Raw genomic sequence first — 19,757 nt, forward strand, 5'->3', positions numbered from 1 at the left:
CGTCAATCCAAGCCGCTCCGGGGGAGGATACAGGCGTGGCAACGACGATGCTGAGGCGATCTGGGCTGAAGCGATTCGGGCTGAGGCGATTTGGCCTGATGTGCCTGGCTTCACTTGCCTGCAGTCCGGCCATCGCGGCGACCGCCGAGCGCGAGGCGGCAGGAACGCTTGATGATGGCACGGCCATCGAGGCGGTGACGCTGACCGGAGCCAATCGCGTATCGGCGCGGATCATCAGCTTCGGCGCGACGCTGCAATCGCTGACCACACCGGACCGCGCGGGCAATCTTGCCGATGTGCTGCTGGGATTTGACGATGCCGCAGATTATGCGCGCCTGCCCAGTTATTTCGGCGTGACGGTCGGCCGTTATGCCAACCGGATCGAGGGTGGGCGTTTTTCGCTCGACGGAAAAAGCTATCAGGTCGCGCAGAACGACAAGGGCAATGCGCTGCACGGCGGGGCGATCGGTTTCGACAAGCGCCAGTGGCGGATCGTGCGCATCACCCAGGGTCGGCAGGCTTCGGTCACGCTGGCACTGACAAGCGCCGATGGCGATCAGGGCTTTCCCGGCAAGGTCGAGGCGCAGGTTACCTACACGCTGGATGATGCGGGATCGATGACGATTCGCTTCGATGCGGCCACCGATCGTCCGACCGTCATCAATATGACCAATCACGCGATCTTCAACCTGGCGGGCGAAGGTGCGCCGGGCGGGGCGCTCGGGCACCGGCTCACCATTCCCGCCGGATCGATAACCCCGGTTGATACGACGCTGATCCCCACCGGGGCGCTACGCCCCGTGGCCGGGACGGTGTTCGATTTCCGCACCGCGCGGACGCTGGATCATGGGATCCGCGACGGGCGTGATCCGCAGATCGTCCGCGCGCGCGGCTACGACCATAATTTTGCCCTCGACAAGGGACTGACCCCGACGCCGCAACTGGCAGCCAGGCTCGAGGACCCGCAATCGGGCCGGGTCCTCGAGGTGCTGTCGACCGAGCCCGGCGTGCAACTGTACACCGGCAATTTCCTCGACGGATCGGCAATCGGCAAGCGCGGCCATGTGTATCGCATGGGCGACGGCATCGCGCTCGAGCCTCAGAAATTTCCCGACGCCCCCAACAAGCCGCAGTTCGCCTCGGCAAGGGTCGATCCCGACCGCCCCTATTCGCATGTCATGATCTATCGCCTGTCGATCGCGCCCTGACTTCGCGTTGACCGCCCCTTTTTCACCGGAGCCGATTATACCCATGTCCGACACCAATTCCGCCAAGCTGCGCAGCCGCGCCTGGTTCGACAATCCCGACAATATCGACATGACCGCGCTCTACCTCGAGCGGTATCTCAATTTCGGCCTCAGCCTTGAAGAGTTGCAATCGGGCAAGCCGATCATAGGCATCGCGCAGACCGGCAGCGATCTCAGCCCGTGCAACCGGCACCATCTGGTGCTAGCCGAGCGGGTGCGCGAAGGCGTGCGCGAAGCCGGAGGGATCGTGATCGAGTTTCCGGTTCATCCGATCCAGGAGACCGGCAAGCGACCGACAGCCGCGCTGGACCGGAACCTCGCCTATATCGGCCTGGTCGAGATACTTTATGGCTACCCGCTCGACGGCGTGGTCCTGACCATCGGCTGCGACAAGACGACACCCGCCGCGCTGATGGCAGCGGCGACGGTCAACATCCCTGCCATTGCTCTTTCGGTGGGGCCGATGCTCAACGGCTGGCACAAGGGCGAACGCACCGGGTCGGGCACGATCGTGTGGAAGGCGCGCCAGATGCTGGCAGCGGGCGAGATCGACGATGCCGAGTTCATACGCCTGGTCGCATCCTCGGCCCCCTCGACCGGTTATTGCAACACCATGGGCACCGCGACCACGATGAACTCGCTGTGCGAGGCGCTGGGCATGTCGCTGCCCGGTTCTGCGGCGATTCCCGCGCCCTATCGCGATCGGCAGGAGGTCGCCTGGCGGACGGGCAAGCGCATCGTCGAGATGGTCGCGGAGGATCTGAAACCCTCGGACATCCTGACGCGACAAGCCTTCAGCAATGCCATCCGAGTCAACAGTGCCATTGGCGGATCGACCAATGCCCCCATTCACTTGAGCGCGATCGCGCGCCATATCGGCGTCGACCTGCCAATCAAGGACTGGGAACGCGAGGGCCACGCCATCCCCTTGCTCGTCAACCTGCAACCGGCTGGCGAATATCTGGGCGAGGACTTCTATCGCGCCGGCGGCGTGCCCGCTGTGGTCAGCCAGTTGATCGAACAGGGTCTGATCCACGAGGATGCGATCACCGCCAACGGCAGGACCATCGGGCAGAACTGTCGCGGCATCGCGATCGAGGACGAAAAGGTCATCCGCCCCTTCGCGCAGCCCCTGGTGCAGGACGCCGGCTTCCTGGTGCTGTCGGGTAATCTGTTCGACGCGGCGATCATGAAAACCAGCGTCATCTCTCCGGAATTTCGCACGCGCTACCTGTCCAACCCGGATGATCCCGATGCGTTCGAGGGGCCAGCCGTGGTGTTCGACGGGCCGGAGGATTATCACGCGCGGATCGACGATCCGGCAACGGGCATCACCCCCGAAACGCTGCTGTTCATGCGCGGCGCCGGGCCGATCGGTTATCCCGGAGCGGCCGAAGTGGTCAACATGCGCCCGCCATCCTATCTGATCACCGAGGGCGTGCACGCCCTGCCGTGTATCGGCGACGGGCGGCAGTCGGGCACTTCGGGCTCGCCATCCATTCTGAACGCCAGCCCGGAAGCCGCAGCCATGGGGGGCCTGGCCTTGATCAGGACCGGCGACCGTGTGCGCATCGACCTGCGCAAGGCCACCGCCAACGTGCTGGTGAGCGACGAGGAACTAGCCGCCCGCCGCGCCGAACTGGAAGCGTCTGGTGGCTATCCCTATCCCGCATCCCAGACGCCATGGCAGGAGATGCAGCGATCGGTGGTCGGCCAGATGAGCACCGGTGCCATTCTGGAGGGAGCGGAGAAATATCAGCGGATCGCCCAGACCATGGGCCTGCCGCGCGACAACCATTGACGCAGCAGCCGGACTGCCCCGTCACATCCGGGGGGGCAGGTCCATGTCTGCCAGCGCGAGGTGCAGCAATTGCGTCATGGCCTGACGCGCGGCCGCGGCGTCCCCGGCGAGAATGCCCTCATACACGAGAACGTGGTCAGGCAGCGGGTCGCGCGGCAGTGCGCGGTTGCGCTGCTTGTACTTGGTGGTCCAACTGACCGCTGCCCCGACCGAACTGGCCAGCACGGCGAGCGCCTCATTGCCTGCCGCCGCCAGGATGGCGCGATGAAATCGCTGGTCGGCCGCCCGTCCCTCGCTGTCTGCAAGGCCGAGGCGTTCCATGTCGTCGAGCGCCGAGCGCATGTCATCCAGATGAACCTGGTTGCGGCGTCGGGCAGCAAATTCGGCCGCGGCAGGCTCAATCACGCTGCGCAGTTCGAACAGGTCCTGTATGAATTCGGGATTGGGTTCGCCTTCGAAGGTCCAGGCAAGCACATCGGGATCGAGCAGATTCCAGCGATGGCGGGCGGTAACGCGGGTTCCCGCCTTTGGCCTGCTTTCGACCAGCCCCTTGGCCGCCAGGATGCGGATCGCTTCGCGATAGGCGGTGCGCGATATGCCCAGCGCCTCGCTGGCCTCGATCTCGCCGCCAAACACGTCACCCGGCTTGCGCAGGCCGCAAACGATCTCGACCCCTATGTCATGGGCAATAGCCCCATGGATACGAGGAGAAGCGCTGCGCGCGTCATCCATGGCCCCCTGCCTTCCCTTCAATCGTGAAAAGCCTCCGTAAACGAACGGCGCCCGATAAGGAAGGCATCGGCCACAAGTCGAAGCGGGCTTGCGTCCACATCGCTGCGCCGCTCTGCGATCAGCGCTGCGAAATGATCGTACATTGCCGGATATTCTGACTCACCGGGCAATGCCTGCGCGGCACCCTCCACGAACAGGCTGTTTCCGCCATCAGCCAGCAACAGGGCCCCGGCGTCGGTATGGATGGTGATGTTCCAGCTCTGCCTGCCTGTCTGCCGCCAATCGAACTCGGCCTCGACAGGGGTTCCGTTGGCCACGCGCATCTGCAGCCTTGCTGCGATCGGCGCCTGGCGGTTTGCCGGGAACTGAAGCTCTGCATCTTCCAGCCGGATCGTACCGGGCAGCAGCCGGGTGAGGATGGAAAGCGCATTGATGCCGGGATCGAACACGCCAAGACCGCCGGGCTGCCAGATCCAGTCCTGCCCCGGATGCCACTGGCGGACATCTTCCTTCCACTCGATGGTGATGCCTTCAATCCGCCTGCCGGCCAGCCAGCTGCGCGCTGGTTCGACGCCGGCAGCGAAACGCGAATGCCAGCTGGCAAACAGCGTGACCCCTGCCCGCCCGGCGGCCTCGACCAGGTCCTCGACCTCGGACAGGGTCGCGCCGGGAGGTTTTTCGAGAAAGACATGGCGACCTGCTGCCATCGCGGCACGCGCGGCGGCATGGCGGACCTGCGGGGGCTGGCAGAGCACCACCGCCTCGACAGCCTGCTCTCTGGCCAGCAGCGCGTCCAGATCAGGATAGGCGGGAACGCCATCTGCCCTCGCATTGCGGCTGGCAACAGCGCACAGAGTGAAGTCTGCGCTGCGGGCAATCGCCGGAAGATGCTGATCCCGGGCAATCTTGCCCAGACCGACAAGACCCAGGCTGATCACAGCGAGGCAATCCTGACTGGCGCGTTAGCGCCGAGCACCAGAGAGTTGCGCACCGGCAGGCTGAACGGCGCTGCCGCAATCTCGAACACGTCCCCTGGCCGGGTCTGGAAACCGTCCGAAAACGACAGCGTCGCAGTGCCGAAGAAATGGACATGGACGTCACCGGGACGGCGGAATGCGCGATATTTGAAGTGATGATGCTCCAAATTGGCGATGCTGTGCGACATGTTGGCCTCGCCCGATACGAAGGGTTTTTGCCATGCAGCCGTGCCGTCGCGAAAGATGGTGCTGGTGCCGCGAATGTCAGCCGGCAAGTCCCCGAGCAGCAGTTCCGGCCCCAGCGCGGCTGCGCGCAGCTTGGAATGGGCCAGCCACAGATAGTTGCCGCGTTCGGTAACATGGTCGGAAAACTCGTTGCCCAACGCATATCCGATCCGCGTGGGTGTCCCATCGGGCGCGATCAGATATATGCCAGCAATCTCGGGCTCCTCGCCGCCGTCCAGCGCGAAGGCCGGCATGTCCAGTGGTTCGCCGGGGGCGACGAGGATCGAGCCGTCTCCCTTGTAGAACCATTCGGGCTGCACGCCGACAGCATCGCCAGCGGGCTTGCCGCCTTCCACCCCCATCAGGAACATCTTCATGGAATCGGTCGGATCGGGATTGTCCCTGGCAGCACGGTGCATGGCATCACGCCCCTCGGCCGACCCCAGATGCGTGAGGCCCGTGCCGCTGACCAGCAGATGCGCATCATCAGGATGGTCGATCGGGCATAGCAGACGGACGGAAGCGAGATCGATCGGTGCGCCCAGTCGCTCGTCGGCATATTGCGCCAGGGTGGAACCTGCAGCGAGCGCGGCCTGCGCCAGCTCAAGCGTGGATGTCACCCCCTCGATCCGCATCGCGACGCCATCGCGGATACCCGCAACACCGCGCCCATCGTCGCTGAATTGCACCAGGCTGGCGATCATCGCGGCGATCTTTCGCGAACGCCATCGATCCTGCGCGCCACCGCAAACGGATTATCGTCTGCAAGTGCGTGGGGCAGCAGATCGGCAGGCAAGTTCTGGAACGCCACGGGGCGCAGGAAACGGAACATGGCCAGCGTGCCGACAGAGGTCGTCCGGCCATCGCTGGTCGCCGGGAACGGGCCGCCATGGACCATGGCATGCGCGACCTCGACCCCGGTAGGCCAGCCATTGGCAAGGACGCGTCCGACCCGATCGGCCAGCACCGGCAACAGCGCGTGAGCATAGGGAATATCGGCATCATCCAGCTGCAGCGTCGCGGTCAATTGCCCTTCCAGGCTGGCGATGACGTTCGCAACCTCGTCAAGGTCGCGGCACCGCACGATCATTGAAGACGATCCGAACACTTCATGGGCAAGCGCGATATCGGAAAGGAACTGCTGCGCGCTGGTCTGGAACAAGGCGGCCACCGCTTGGTTGGCGCCAGTCTCGCCCTGGCCGCGCGCAATCGTCTCGACCGCCGTGTGTCCTGCCAGTGCCGACACGCCCTTGGTGAAATTGTCATGAATGGACGGCGAAAGCATGGTCTGCGCCGTGCTGCCCTGCATCACATCCGCTGCCGCTGCGATGAAGGCGTCCAGATCAGGACCATCGACCGCGATCACCAGGCCGGGATTGGTGCAGAACTGCCCTGCCCCCATGGTCAGCGACTGGACAAAGGCTTCCGCCAGCGCCTTGCCCCGCGAGGCAAGCGCACCCGGCATCAGGATGACGGGGTTGATGCTCGACATCTCGGCATAAACCGGGATCGGCTCCTTGCGCGCTGCGGCGATGCGCATCAGCGCCAGCCCTCCGCCGCGCGATCCGGTAAAACCAACCGCCCTGATGCGCGGATCGGCGACCAGCGCTTCGCCCAGTGCATGGGTTTCGCCGGGCAGATAGGAGAACACCCCCTCGTGCAGACCACAGGCAGCGACAGCGCGCTGAATGGCGCGAGCGACCAGTTCGCCCGTACCCGGATGCGAGGGGTGCCCCTTGACCACGACCGGGCATCCTGCCGCCAGCGCCGAGGCGGTATCGCCACCTGCGACCGAGAAAGCGAGCGGGAAGTTGGATGCGCCAAACACCGCGACGGGACCAACCGGCACGTTCATCCGCCGCAGATCGGGTCTGGGCAGTGGCGTCCGGTCGGGCATGGCCGGGTCGATCGTGGCGTCGATCCAGTCGCCCTGCCGAACGAACGCCGCAAACAGACGCAGCTGACCGATGGTCCGGCCCCGCTCACCCTCCAGCCGCGGCCGGGGCAGCCCGCTTTCCTGCATGGCCCGGATGATCAGGTCGTCGCCGATCGCCTCGATCTCGCTGGCAATCGTTTCAAGAAACCTCGCGCGGTCTTCGGGATCGCTCGCCCCGAAGGCGGGCGCAGCCGCCGCCGCCAGCGCACAGGTCTCCGCAACATCATCGGCGGAAGCAGAGGAGAAATCGGGGGCCAAAGCCTGTCCGCTCGCCGGATCCTGGCTCCGGAAACGGGCTGCCGCCTGGCGTGCCTCGCTGCCGAAAAGCATCGCACCGTCAATCATCACCCTATCTCCGTATCAGCAAAATAACTCAGACATAATAGGCCATCCCGCGCCTGCTCTCAAGCGCGGGCCGCCCGTGAAAGCTGCAATCAATCGATCAGATGAAGCGATTGATCAGATTCTCGATCCGCTCCTGACGGCCGGAACGCGGCCTGGGATCGAGATTCTCGCTCACCGCCAGATCGGCAATGCCTGCCAGATCGAGCGCGGCGATCTTCTGACCGAAATCGCCGTCCCAACCTGCATAGCGCTCGGCACGGATGCCATCGATCCGGCCATCCTCGATCAGCGCAGCCGCGTTGAGCAGCCCGCGCGCCACGGTGTCGATGCCGCCGATATGGCCGTAGAACAGGTCGACCGGGTCCATCGACTGGCGGCGCACCTTGGCATCGAAATTGAAGCCGCCGGTGGTAAAGCCGCCTGCGCGCAGGATCTCGACCATCGCCAGGGTCAGTTCCTCGACCGAATTGGGGAACTGGTCGGTATCCCAGCCATTCTGGTGGTCGCCGCGATTGGCATCGATCGACCCGAAAATGCCGAGCGCGCCTGCCATTGCAATCTCGTGCTCGAACGTATGGCCCGCCAGGGTAGCGTGGTTGGCCTCGATATTCACCCTAACCTCATTCTCCAGCCCGTAGCGCTTGAGAAAGCCGTACACCGTGGCGGTATCGAAATCATATTGGTGCTTGGTCGGCTCGTGCGGCTTGGGCTCGATCAGAATGGTGCCGTCAAAGCCGATCTTGTGCTTGTGCTCGACCACCAGGTTGAGGAAGCGTCCCAAATTGTCGAGCTCGCGCTTCAGATCGGTGTTGAGCAGCGTCTCATAGCCCTCGCGCCCGCCCCAGAGCACGTAGTTGGCGCCGCCCAGCCGGTGTGTCGCTTCAAGCGCGTCGCGCACCTGCATCGCGCCGAAGGCGAAGACCTCCGGATCGGGATTGGTCGCACCGCCTGCGGCAAAACGCGGATTGCCGAACAGATTGGCGGTGCCCCAGAGCAGCTTGCGGCCCGAACCGGCCTGGAGCCGCTCCAGATCGTCGACCGCCTCGGCAAAATTGCGGCGATGCTCGGCCACGCCCTGCGCGTCGGCCATCACATCGACATCGTGGAAGCAGTAGAAGGGAATGTCGAGCCGGGTGAAGAAGTCGAATGCGGCTGCGCGCTTGGCGGCGGCCGCTGCGCTGTCATTGGCAGTGCGGTGCCAGGGCCGGTCGAACGTGCCGGCGCCGAACACGTCCGAGCCAGGCCAGCAGAAGGTGTGCCAGAAACAGGCAGCAAAGCGCAGATGGTCTTCCATCCGCTTGCCCAGGACCAACCGGTCCTTGTCGTAGAAGCGATAGGCCAGTTCGTTCTCGGTCTCGGGACCTTCGAAACGGATGGTCGGAATGTCGGCGAAATAGTCGGTCATCAGGCAGTCCAGTCAGTTGAGCAGTTGATCAAGGGGTGCGCGGGGTGATGCGCGGATAGGCATCGCGAAACACGGCATGCTTGGGCGCAAGCCGGTCGGCGATTGCGGGATCGGGGTGGAGGCTGTGGGCGACGGGAGGCGCTGCGCACACGTCTTCGGGCGAGCCGCCATCGACGGCGAGCTGCGCGAGCCGCGCCGCGCCCAGCGCCGGGCCGACCTCGCCGCCCTTGAGATAGACCAGTTCGACCCCCAGTACCGCAGCCAGCGTCTCGCCCCAATAGCGCGAGCGCGCGCCGCCGCCGATGACCGAAAGCCGCTCGACAATGGTGCCGGCATCGCGCAGCGCGTCGAGCCCGTCGGCGAGCGCAAAGGCAACACCTTCGAGCACCGCCTGCGCGAGCCGTTCGGGGCTGGTGTCATGGTCGAGCCCCAGAAAGCCGCCGCGCACCTCTGCATCGTTGTGCGGCGTGCGCTCGCCCGACAGATAGGGCAGGAAGATTTCGGGACCGCTGGCAGGACCGGTGCTTTCGGCGCGAGCGAACAGTTCGGCAGCACCGGCAGCCCCCGTCAGCCGCGCCACCCAGTCGATGCAGGACGCCGCCGAAAGATGGACCGACATCTGGTGCCACAGGCCCGGCAGGCAATGGCAGAAGGCATGCACCGCGCGCGCCGGATTGGGCCGGAACGCATCGGTGGCAACGAATATCACGCCCGATGTGCCGAGCGACAGCAAGGCATCACCGTTGCGCACCACGCCGACGCCCGCCGCACCAGCGGCATTGTCGCTGCCGCCACCGGCGACCGGGACGCCCCCGATGCCCCACGCCTCGGCCACATCGGCGCGCAGCATGCCGGAGAGCTCTGTCCCCTCGACCAGCCGAGGCATGTGCGACACATCCAGTCCGGTCGCCGCAAGCAGTGCGGGGCTCCACTCGCGCCGCGCAACATCGAGCCACAAGGTGCCCGCCGCATCGGACATGTCCGATGACTTTTCTCCGGTCATCTTCAGCCGGATGTAATCCTTGGGCAGCAGGACGGTGCGGGTGTCGGCAAATATCTCGGGCTCATGCGCAGCGATCCAGCGCAGCTTGGGTGCAGTGAAGCCGGGCATCGCGATATTGCCGGAGATTGCGCGCAGATCGGGCTCTTGCACTTCCAGCTCGGCGCATTCTGCATAGGATCTCCCGTCATTCCACAGGATCGCGGGGCGCAACGGCTGGTCGTCCCCGCCCAGCAGCGTCGCCCCGTGCATCTGCCCGGCCAAACCGATCCCGCGCACCGCCCGGCGCACCGCCGGATCAATCGCGCGGACCGCCGCCGTCGTCGCCTGCCACCAGGCTTCGGGGTCCTGTTCCGACCAGAGCGGCCGCGGTCGCTGCACGCTGAGCGCAGCCGTGCCCTGCGCCACCACCGCGCCATGTTCGTCCAGCACCACCGCCTTGACGCCCGAGGTGCCGATATCGATACCCAGGAACATGGCGGCTATTTCAGCATCGGGTTGATGGTCTTGATCGTGCCATCAGGGTTGTAGAACAGCTCGGTCACCTTGACATTGCGCAGCCGGGTGGTGCCCGAAAGCTGGGTATCGTGATAGAAAAGCCACCAGCGGCCATCCCATTCGACGATCGAATGGTGCGAGGTCCAGCCCTCGGTCGGCTCCAGGATGCGGCCCTGATAGGTGAACGGGCCATAAGGCGACGTGCCGGTGGCATAGACCAGGTAATGCGTGTCCCCGGTCGAGTAGCTGAGATAGTATCTGCCCTTGTACTTGTGCATCCAGGCCGCCTCGAAGAAGCGGCGGTCGGCATCGCCGCCCAGCAGCGGCTTGCCCGCCTTGTCGAGGATCGCGACGTCGCGCGGCTTTTCGGCAAATTCCATCATGTCATCGGCCATCGCCGCGACCTTGGGGCTCAGCGCCGGCTTGCCGGGCGCCTCCAGATCGGTCTTCGACCCCTGGGGGTCATAGGTGCCGGTCACGTTGCGCTGAAGCTGACCGCCCCAGATGCCGCCGAAATACATGTACGACTTGCCGTCATCATCGGTGAAGACCGAAGGATCGATCGAGAAGCTGCCCTTTATCGGTTGAGGCGCAGCCTTGAACGGACCCACAGGCGACCTGGAGGTCGCGACCCCGATGCGGAAGGCGCCCTGCTTGTCCTTGGCCGGGAAATAGAGGAAATAGGTGCCATTCTTTCGCGCGGCATCGGGCGCCCACATCTGCTTGTCGGCCCAGGGCACGTCCTTCACGTCGAGCGCGACCGGGTGGGTCGTTACCTTGCCGCCGATGCTGTCCATGCTGAGCACGCGATAGTCACGCATCTCGAAATGTGCGCCCAGATCGTCTTCCGGCGTCGGACCATCTATGTCGTGGCTGGGATAGACATAGATCTTGCCATCCCAGACATGCGCCGAGGGATCGGCCGTGTAGATTTCGGTCACCAGCGGCTGCGAGAGATAGCGCGAGGGATCTACCTTGGCCCGGTCGGTGCTGGCCGCGGTGTCGCTGGCGGCTTCGGGCGTGGCGCTATCGGCAGCAGTCTGCGGGCCGCACGCGGTTGTTACGGCCAGGCCCGCGAACGCAGCCCCCAGTGCCAGTGCACTCCATCGATTCATCGCAACTGCTCCTCTGCCCAAGATGCGCCCGGATCAGTCATCGCCGCCCGGAGTCTGCGTTAGCGCTACCATTTCTGGTGCAGGATGCAAGCCCATGTCCGCGCGATCATGGCTTTTGCACGGTAATGACCGCGCTTGCCGGGGTAAGCCCGTCAGCTTCTGCGCGCACCGTCACCCTGCCGAATTGGCCGGGAAGACCGCGCACGATCACCAGCGCCAGCCCGTTGAACGCGTTGCGCTGGTGCGACGGAAACGCGGTCATGTCGGTGGGGTCGCCATTGTCGGTGGCGACGATCTCGCCCGGCCCCTCGATGCTGAAGCGCACCGAATTCTTGGCCGTGCGCACCATTGCGTCCTGCGCATCCACGATGCTCAACGTCACAAACGACAGGTCCTTGCCGTCGCCGGCAATTGCCGCCCGATCAGGCTTGAGCGCTAGCGCTGCCGCAGCGCCGGTGGTGGCGACGCTGGCGGCGGCCCAGGGCTTGCCCTGCTTCCAGGTTTCGACGCGGACCTCACCTGGCGCATAGGTGACGTAGTCCCAGCGGAAACGATATTCATACTCGCGTTTCTTGATCCGGCCCTGCGACACGCCGTTGATGAAAAGCTCGGCCTCGTCGGCAGAGCTGAAGACATGTACCGGAGTCACCTGCCCCTCGCGCCTCGGCCAGGTCCAGTGCGGCAGGATATGCGCAAATTTCAGGTCGGGCCGCCAGCGGGCCTGATACAGCCAGAAGCGATCCTTGGGAAAACCGGCCAGGTCGATGATCCCCGAATACGAACTGCGCGAGGTGTAATAAGGCGTAGGCTCGCCGAGATAATCGAAACCGGTCCACACGAATTCGCCGGCAACATAGGGATGCTGGTCGTCGCTGGCGAACACCCGGTCCGGCGATGAACCAAAGTCTGCCGCGTGCATCTCATAGGCGCTCACCTGATGCGTCACCGGATCGCCGCCAGACCAGGGGCGCACCGGGCCGCTGATCGCGCCGGCCACCGGGAACAGATATTCGCCCCGGCTCGACAGCGCCGAGGCGCTTTCGCTGCTGAGGATCACCTTGTCCGGAAACGCGGCATGAAAGGCCGGATACTGGCCGATGATCCCGCGAATGCCCGCCCCCTGATAGTTGAGGCTGATCACGTCGACCTCGCGCGGCATGGGCATGCTGGCCTTGGCGAAATTCATGGCGAGCGTGGTCAGGCGGCTGGGGTCTTCGTCCTTGGCGATGGCGACCAGTTCGCGGGTCAGGCTCGCGCCCGCTTCTCCGCTATACTGCTCGCCGACCTCGTTGCCGATACTCCACAGAATGACCGATGGATGGTTGCGATCGCGCCGGATCATCGATCGCAGATCCGCCTCGCGCCATTCGGGGAAGACAAGGTGAAAGTCGAGCGGGGTCTTTTTCAGCTCCCAGCTGTCGAACACTTCGTCCATCACCAGAAAGCCCATCTCGTCGGTCAGGTCGAGCAGACCGGGCGCGGGCGGATTGTGGCTCATGCGGATGGCGTTGACGCCCATGTCGCGCAGGATCTCGAGTTGCCGCTGCGCCGCGCGGCGGTTGAACGCCGCGCCCAGCGCGCCAAGATCGTGATGGTTGTTGACACCCTGGATACGCAGCTTCTCGCCATTGACGACCAGACCCCGAGCGGGATCGAACCGGACATCGCGGATGCCGAACCGGGTCTCGTAGACATCGCTGATGCGCCCGCCGCGCCGGATGGTCGAGACCGCGAGATAGAGATTTGGCTTCTGGGTGGGTGGCGGCCCCCAGAGGCGAGGCTCGCGGACGACCGCCTCACCCCTCAAGGCAACGCTTTCTCCTGCGGGCACATCACCAGGGGAATGGTCGATGCGCGCAACGGCGCGGCCGAAGCGCTTGCCGCTGGCATCGAGCGGATAGATTTCGGTAACCGCTGTGATCCGTGCAGCTTCGCTACCGGCATTGGCAATCGTCAGCGATACATCGACGGTCGCAGATGCCACCGAAACGTCGCGCGTCGTTACCGCGCTGCCCCATTGCGCAACATGCACGGGCTGGGCCTTGGTCAGCCAGATATCGCGATACAATCCGCCGCCGGGATACCAGCGCGCGGAAGCCGGGGGATTGTCGAGCCGGATCGCCAGCACGTTGCGGCCGCCTTGAATAACGTGCTCGGTCAGGTCGAGCCGCCAGCTGTTGTAACCATAGGGCCAGCCGCCGATGATCTGGCCATTCAGCCAGACCGTGGCATAGGACATGGCACCATCGACATCGAGGAAGATCGATTTGCCCGCATCGCTGGCAGGTATATCGATCGCGCGGCGGTACCAGCCGATGCCCCAGCTCTTCAATCGCCCCATGCCGCCATAAGGGCCTTCGGTGATGAAGGGGCCTGCGATCGCCCAATCGTGCGGCAGATCGACGCGCGCCCAGCCGCTGTCATCGAACCCGGCCTGGACATAAGCAACATCGCCGCCGGGATTACCCTCGGGCGCGACGTGGCGTCTGGCGGGATCCTTGATGAAGGGATTGGCGGTCGGCAATATCCATGGTTTCAGTACCCGTGTTCCATCGCTGGCGATCCGCGCCGCCTCTTCCGGTCGCGCATCCGCCGCCTTGCCGTCGCCCGCATCGTCATAGGCCGGGCGGACGTCGTAGCGCAGATCGGTGACCTCGCCTTCCGGATCGCCCGAGGTGAAACGCCAGCCGCTGTTGATCGATTCGCGCTCGCGAACCGCTGCCTGGCCGAGCGCAGGCACGGCAAGCATCACCAGCAGAACCAGCAAGGCTGCCAGTCCCTGCCGGGCCGCACGGTTGCCGCACGCAGCCCTGCCGTAAGTGATTGCCTTCACTGCCAAACTCCCCTGCCGATCCTGAACCGGGCGGCCCCGCCATGGCGGGCGCATCCTGTCCGTCTTTCCTCCATCGTAGCAAGCGCATCGCTGCGATCAACTATTTGTCTGAGTTTTTATTTTGTGTATGTCTGACCGTGATGCGCCCTCGAGCGGCGCACGGATGGAGGATGAAATGACGGCAGCCACCGCTCTTCGCAGCCTGACGGCATCGATGATGTTCGCAGCGTTCTGGACGGCGCCCGTGCAGGCGATGTCGGCTCGCTTCGAGGAATTCCGCTACCAGGGCCGATCGCAGGAGCAGGGTGCGCTGGCCCCGGGCGAATATCGCAACCCCGTGCTGTCGGGCTATTATCCCGATCCGTCGATCACACGGGTGGGCGACGATTATTATCTCGTCACCTCCAGCTTCACCCATTTTCCCGGGTTGCCGGTGTTCCATTCGCGCGATCTGGTGACCTGGAAGCAGATCGGAAACGCGATCGATCGTCCGGATCAGCTCGATTTTACAGGGCTTCCGGTGTCGCAGGGTGTGTTCGCGCCGGACATCTCGTACCACGACGGCCTTTTCTACATCGTCAACACCTGCGTGCGGTGCAAAGACAATTTCTTCATCACCGCCAGCGACCCTGCAGGCCCCTGGTCCGACCCCGTCTGGCTGCCCTTCGAGGGCATCGATCCATCGATCTACTGGGAAGACGACAAGGCCTATATCGTCAACAACCGCGATCCCGACGAGCCCAAGCGCTATGACGGCCACCGTGCGATCTGGATCCAGGAGTTCGACTGGCGCAGCGGCAAGATGGTCGGCGAGAGCACCCAGCTGGTCAACGGCGGCATCGACATCAGAACCAAGCCGATCTGGATCGAGGGGCCGCACATCATCAAGAAGGACGGTTTCTATTATCTGATCGCGGCCGAAGGCGGCACCGGAGACAAGCACAGCGAGGTCGTGCTGCGCTCGGAAAAGCTGCGCGGGCCCTATGTGCCATTCGAGGGCAATCCGATCCTGAGCCAGCGCACGCTCGATCCCAAACGCCCAAATCCGGTGACATCGGCGGGGCATGCCAAGTTCGTCCAGACGCCCGATGGCAACTGGTGGGCGACCTTCCTGGCTACCCGGCCCTATGGCGACGATCTGTACAATATCGGCCGTGAAACGTTTCTGCTGCCGGTGACCTGGCGCGATGGCTGGCCGCAGATCCTGCCCGATGGCGAACGCATCCCGTTTATCGGTAAGCGCCCCGCCCTGCCCGCCGACCGTCCGGGCAATCCGCCGCTGTCGGGCGATTTCGGTTATGTTGACTCTTTCGACGGTCCGTCGCTCGCGCCGCAATGGATTGGCGTGCGCACGCCAAAGGCTCCGTTCCACCGGCTGGAGCAAGGTGCGCTGGTCATGAAAAGTGCCGCTGCCATGGGCGATCAGCAGGGCGTCCCGGCCTTCTGGGGCCGGCGCCAGCAGCATCATGTTGCAACGGTGTCGACGACCATGCGCTTTACGCCGGCCAGGGATGGTGAACGCGCCGGGCTGGCGGCAATGCAGAGCGACCAGTCTTTCCTGTTCTTCGGGCTGACCCGGATCGGCGGCAGGACGATGATTGCGCTGACCACCCGCAGCCGCGCCGATACCGACACTCTGGTAGCGTCCGCTCCCGTGACCACGCAAGGTCCGGTAACGCTGACGATCCGCGCCGATGGCGGGACGATGGCGTTCGATTATGCTGTCGGAGGCAAGACGCGGACGCTGAAGGCGGGCCTCGACGCACGCTTTTTGAGCACCCGGCAGGCCGGCGGCTTCACCGGCACGGTGATCGGCCCTTATGTCGGGAACCCATGATGCGCGCGCGCGGATTTCGTGCCGGGACGGCGCTGGTCGCGATCTGCCTCGCCATGCCGGCAATGGCGCAGCCTCTGCTTGACCCGGTCTTCGGCGACAATGCAGTGCTGCAGCGCGACCAGCCCATCCATGTGCGCGGACGCACCACTCCCGGCGAGCGCGTCCGCGGGCGTCTCGGCGACACGGCAAGCAGTGCCATGGCCGATCGCGACGGGCGGTTCGAACTCGTCTTTCCGGCAATGGCAGCAGGCGGACCGCACCGGCTGACGGTCACCGGGGCGAGCGGCACGGTGCAAGCCGCTGGCGTGCTGATCGGCGATGTCTTCCTGTGTTCGGGTCAGTCCAACATGGAGATGGCGGTATCGCGCGCGCAGGATGCCGACAATCAGATCGCGGCATCGGGCGATCCGTTGCTGAGACTGTTCACCATCGGGCGCCAGACCGCGCTGCAACCGCTCCGCGATCTGGACAAGGTTTCCGGGTGGCAGGCCGCCTCCCCGGCATCGGTCGCCGGATTTTCTGCAGCCTGTTTCTACATGGCGCAGGACTTGCGCCGCAGCGCTCGGGTTCCGATCGGCGCGATCCAGAGCAGCTGGGGCGGCAGCAGGATCAGCGCGTGGATGGGCGACGAGGCCCTGAACGCCAGCGGCATGGGTGCCGATGCTGGTTTGCGCAGACTTTACGCGCGCAATCCCGAAGCAGCATCCGCGCAGGCTGGCCGGATCTGGGAGGCATGGTGGCGCGCGGCCACCGGCGATGCGCCGGGTCGGGAGCCCTGGCAGCCTGATGCCGGGCTGGCATGGCAGCCGGTGCCGCAGATTGCCTATTGGGAAGACTGGGACAATCCGCAGCTTGCACAGTTCAACGGTACCGTCTGGTTCCGCAAGATCGTCAACCTCACCCGGGCTCAGGCGCAGCAGGCATCGACGCTCTCGATCGGACCGGTTGATGATGCGGACCAGACCTGGGTCAATGGCCAGCCCGTGGGAAGCGGCGGCAATCCAGGCAAGCCGCGAAACTACAGCCTGCCCGCAGGGACATTGCGGGAAGGGCGCAATGTCATCATCGTCAATGCCAATGACAGCTATGGCAAGGGCGGGATGCCGGGGCCAGGGTCGATCATGCAGATCGGTTTTGCAGACGGATCGGTTGCACCGATGGGCACCGGCTGGGACTATACGGTCGAAACGCGCAGGCTGACACGGCCGCCGCGCGCACCCTGGGAAGACACCGCGGGCGCCGGTACGATCCACAATGCCATGATCGCGCCTCTGGGCCGCATCGGCCTCAGGGGCGTAGCCTGGTATCAGGGTGAATCCGATGTCGGCCTGCCGGGCTATGCGGATCGTCTTGCGGCGATGATGGCAGGTTGGCGGCAGCAATTTGGCCATGCTCGACTGCCATTCGCCATCGTTCAGCTCGCAGGCTTCGGCGCGCCTTCGACGAGCCCCGGGGAAAGCGGCTGGGCGGCGCTTCGCGAAGAGCAGCGACGGGCGGTTCTGGCGGATGGCGGGCGGTCTGCGCTTGCGCTTGCCATCGATCTGGGTGATCCGGTCGACATCCACCCAGGCCAGAAGCGCGAGGTCGGGCGTCGCCTTTCCAGAGCCATGCAGACCATCGCCTATGGCGCAGCCCATCCGGCTTCCGGCCCCGTTATCGACCATGCTGCGCGCACTGCCGACGGCCATATGCTGCTGACCTTTGCAGGGGTTACAGGATCCCTCGAAGCCCGCAACAGCGCGGTGGCGATCGGCTTCGAACTGTGCGGCACGCAAGGCGGATCATGTCGCTATGCCATCGGCCAGGTGTCGGGTCGCACCGTCCGTCTGCCAGAGGACGGCCAGGCTGTTGCCCGCATTCGATATGCCTGGTCCGACAGCCCCGTGGTCAACCTGTTCGACGCTGCGGGCCTGCCTACCGCACCGTTCGAGATCAGGGTTCCGCAATAGTGGACTGTTGGCGGTCCTGATGATACCGGCATTTGCGCCAGCCCTGGCCGGACCGGGGCGATTGGCGGAAACCGATGGATGCAAAGCGGGCCTGTCGCAGTCGCATCAGTCCTGTTGATTTGGGACCTCGTGCGATCATGGCGACCTTTCCTCGGGAGCCAGCAGAAACGACCAGATCAGCGCGCCCAGCGCCGCGCCTGCCAGCGGCGCGACCCAGAAAAGCCAGAGCTGCGCAATCGCTGCTGTTTCCGCGAACAGCGCCGCGCCAGTGGAGCGAGCCGGGTTGACCGAAGTGTTGGTCACCGGGATCGAGACGAGATGAATCAGGGCAAGCGCCAAGCCAATGGCAATGGGGGCAAAGCCGGCAGGTGCCGTTCGGGCGGTGGAGCCCAGGATCACGATCAGGAATCCGGCGGTCAGCACGATCTCGATCAGCATTGCCGCCTGCAGGCCGTAGCCGCCCGGCGACAACGCTCCAAAGCCGTTCGAGGCGAACCCTCCCGTTTCGAAGCCCGGCTTGCCCGAGGCGATGGCGAACAGGGTGGCTGCAGCCACGATCGCCCCTGCCACTTGCGCCAGCCAATAGCCGGGAAGCTGCTTCCATGCGAAGCGGTTGGCGATCGCGAGCCCCAGCGAGACGGCAGGGTTGAAATGCCCTCCCGATATGCCGCCGACCGCATAGGCCATTGTGAGCACGGTGAGACCGAAAGCGAGCGACACACCTGCAAAACCGATGCCCAATTCCGGAAAGGCTGCAGCCAGCACCGCCGATCCGCATCCGCCGAAGACCAGCCAGAAGGTCCCGAAAAACTCGGCTGCCAATAACTTCATGCTTCCCCCCATGAACAAGGGGCCGCGGCTGTCCCGATTGCGCGCGGCCCCGACAGTCAGACTACCCCTTGCAAATCAGCCCTTTGACGGCGGATCGAGAATCAGATGCTTGGCGTCACGCGCGTTGCGCTCGACCTCGGCATGCTCGCAGAATGCCTTCTCGTCGCTCGCGGCTATCGCCAGTTGCGCGCCAAACGCCATTCCGAAGCCCATCATCACCTGCTTTTCGCGCAGGTGCAGGGCGTCGGAATCGATATCGAGCATCTTGCCCTTGTCGTCATAGTAGATGACGTTCATCTCATCTTCGAACCGCGCCTTGTTGACGGCAAAGCCGGCACAGGTGATCGCCACGGCCTGCTGGTGCGCCATCGCCTTCACGACATTGCGCTGGCCTTCGTCGAGCCCGGCCTTGGTCATCGCGGCATTGAAGGCCTTCGTCACGGTCAGGTCCATATGCACCTGATCGGCAGGCTCCCTGGTCGCGGCCTCTGCCTTGGGCGTCGGCCCTGCCGAACAGCCTGCAAGCAGGCCAAGACCGGCAATGGCGACAAGGGTGGTGGTAAGGATGGGCAGCTTCATCGCTCAATACCCCCGGTTATAGGGATCATAGCCGAATTCGCGGCTGGTCCATTCGGCCGAATAATAGCCCTTGCGATAGCATTGCCGCTGGCCGCGATAGCAGACCACGTTCTTGGCAGCCTGATAGCTGTTGCCCCAGCCGCCGCGATAATAGTCGCGATCATAATAGCTGCGGTTATCCTCGCGGTTGCGGCGACCGCTCGATGCGGCAGCAGCGATGCCGACGATGGCAAGGCCGATCGCGGCCCCGGTCGCCCTGTCCCTGTCCCGATGCCGGTGATGGTCTCTGGCCAGGGCCGGCGCAGGTGCGGCAAGGCCAGCGGTCAGAGCTGCAACGAATAGCCAGCGTGTCATCGACATGCGTGTCTCCCCCTCCTGAAGTGCAACAAAGGATCAAACATGCCGGGCCGGTGCGGTTTCGCTCTTCTGCCCGGGCGAAATGCGGCC

Annotated in this window: 15 protein-coding genes; 4 read left to right on the forward strand and 11 right to left on the reverse strand. The window is 64.7% G+C overall.

What is annotated here, in order from left to right:
* Positions 1–98 precede the first annotated feature (98 nt).
* The gene (locus C7451_RS06615; RefSeq protein ID WP_110298166.1) at positions 99–1,208 is read left to right on the forward strand and encodes an aldose epimerase family protein; all 1,110 of its coding nucleotides are present in this window, start codon (positions 99–101) and stop codon (positions 1,206–1,208) included.
* A gap of 43 nt (positions 1,209–1,251) precedes the next feature.
* Positions 1,252–3,048 carry an IlvD/Edd family dehydratase gene (locus C7451_RS06620; protein ID WP_110298167.1) on the forward strand — a complete coding sequence of 599 codons (1,797 nt, stop codon included), beginning with the start codon at positions 1,252–1,254 and terminating at the stop codon, positions 3,046–3,048.
* Positions 3,049–3,069: 21 nt separating this feature from the next.
* On the opposite strand, the gene C7451_RS06625 is transcribed toward C7451_RS06620, so the two are convergent.
* From C7451_RS06625 to galB, 8 genes are all read right to left on the reverse strand, one after another.
* On the reverse strand, positions 3,070–3,780 hold the full coding sequence (locus C7451_RS06625) for a FadR/GntR family transcriptional regulator (RefSeq protein ID WP_110298168.1): 711 nt from the start codon (positions 3,778–3,780) through the stop codon (positions 3,070–3,072).
* Between the two features lie 17 nt (positions 3,781–3,797).
* Positions 3,798–4,718, reverse strand: a complete 921-nt coding sequence (locus C7451_RS06630) for a Gfo/Idh/MocA family protein (RefSeq protein WP_110298169.1) — start codon at positions 4,716–4,718, stop codon at positions 3,798–3,800.
* Positions 4,715–5,686, reverse strand: a complete 972-nt coding sequence (gene araD1, locus C7451_RS06635) for an AraD1 family protein (protein WP_110298170.1) — start codon at positions 5,684–5,686, stop codon at positions 4,715–4,717. Before araD1 ends, C7451_RS06630 begins: the two co-directional genes overlap by 4 nt.
* Entirely contained in the window at positions 5,683–7,263 is a 1,581-nt protein-coding gene (locus C7451_RS06640; protein ID WP_110298171.1) for an aldehyde dehydrogenase (NADP(+)), read from the reverse strand. The genes araD1 and C7451_RS06640 overlap by 4 nt, the downstream gene beginning before the upstream one ends.
* 97 nt (positions 7,264–7,360) lie before the next feature.
* Positions 7,361–8,671, reverse strand: coding sequence for a xylose isomerase (gene xylA / locus C7451_RS06645; RefSeq protein WP_110298172.1), 1,311 nt, complete (start codon positions 8,669–8,671; stop codon positions 7,361–7,363).
* Between the two features lie 25 nt (positions 8,672–8,696).
* Complete coding sequence (gene xylB / locus C7451_RS06650) at positions 8,697–10,145, reverse strand: xylulokinase (RefSeq protein WP_110298173.1); 1,449 nt, start codon at positions 10,143–10,145, stop codon at positions 8,697–8,699.
* A gap of 5 nt (positions 10,146–10,150) precedes the next feature.
* Positions 10,151–11,281 (reverse strand): glycoside hydrolase family 43 protein, encoded by a 1,131-nt coding sequence (locus C7451_RS06655; protein ID WP_110298174.1) that lies wholly within the window; start codon positions 11,279–11,281, stop codon positions 10,151–10,153.
* Between the two features lie 106 nt (positions 11,282–11,387).
* Entirely contained in the window at positions 11,388–14,114 is a 2,727-nt protein-coding gene (gene galB, locus C7451_RS06660) for a beta-galactosidase GalB (RefSeq protein ID WP_244181679.1), read from the reverse strand.
* 175 nt (positions 14,115–14,289) lie between these two features.
* Here galB and C7451_RS06665 point away from each other — a divergent pair, with 175 nt between their 5' ends.
* Both C7451_RS06665 and C7451_RS06670 read left to right on the forward strand, forming a co-directional pair.
* Complete coding sequence (locus C7451_RS06665; protein ID WP_425266464.1) at positions 14,290–15,951, forward strand: glycoside hydrolase family 43 protein; 1,662 nt, start codon at positions 14,290–14,292, stop codon at positions 15,949–15,951.
* Positions 15,948–17,900, forward strand: a complete 1,953-nt coding sequence (locus tag C7451_RS06670) for a sialate O-acetylesterase (protein ID WP_244181681.1) — start codon at positions 15,948–15,950, stop codon at positions 17,898–17,900. Before C7451_RS06665 ends, C7451_RS06670 begins: the two co-directional genes overlap by 4 nt.
* Before the next feature lie 135 nt (positions 17,901–18,035).
* Here C7451_RS06670 and aqpZ read toward each other — a convergent pair whose 3' ends face one another.
* From aqpZ to C7451_RS06685, 3 genes are all read right to left on the reverse strand, one after another.
* On the reverse strand, positions 18,036–18,731 hold the full coding sequence (gene aqpZ / locus C7451_RS06675) for an aquaporin Z (RefSeq protein ID WP_110298175.1): 696 nt from the start codon (positions 18,729–18,731) through the stop codon (positions 18,036–18,038).
* 75 nt (positions 18,732–18,806) lie between these two features.
* Positions 18,807–19,310, reverse strand: a complete 504-nt coding sequence (locus C7451_RS06680; protein WP_110298176.1) for a hypothetical protein — start codon at positions 19,308–19,310, stop codon at positions 18,807–18,809.
* A 3-nt stretch (positions 19,311–19,313) separates the two neighbouring features.
* Positions 19,314–19,670 carry a hypothetical protein gene (locus C7451_RS06685; RefSeq protein WP_110298177.1) on the reverse strand — a complete coding sequence of 119 codons (357 nt, stop codon included), beginning with the start codon at positions 19,668–19,670 and terminating at the stop codon, positions 19,314–19,316.
* Positions 19,671–19,757: the final 87 nt, after the last annotated feature.

This window comes from Blastomonas natatoria (assembly GCF_003201955.1).
Classification (GTDB): Bacteria; Pseudomonadota; Alphaproteobacteria; order Sphingomonadales; family Sphingomonadaceae; genus Blastomonas; species Blastomonas natatoria.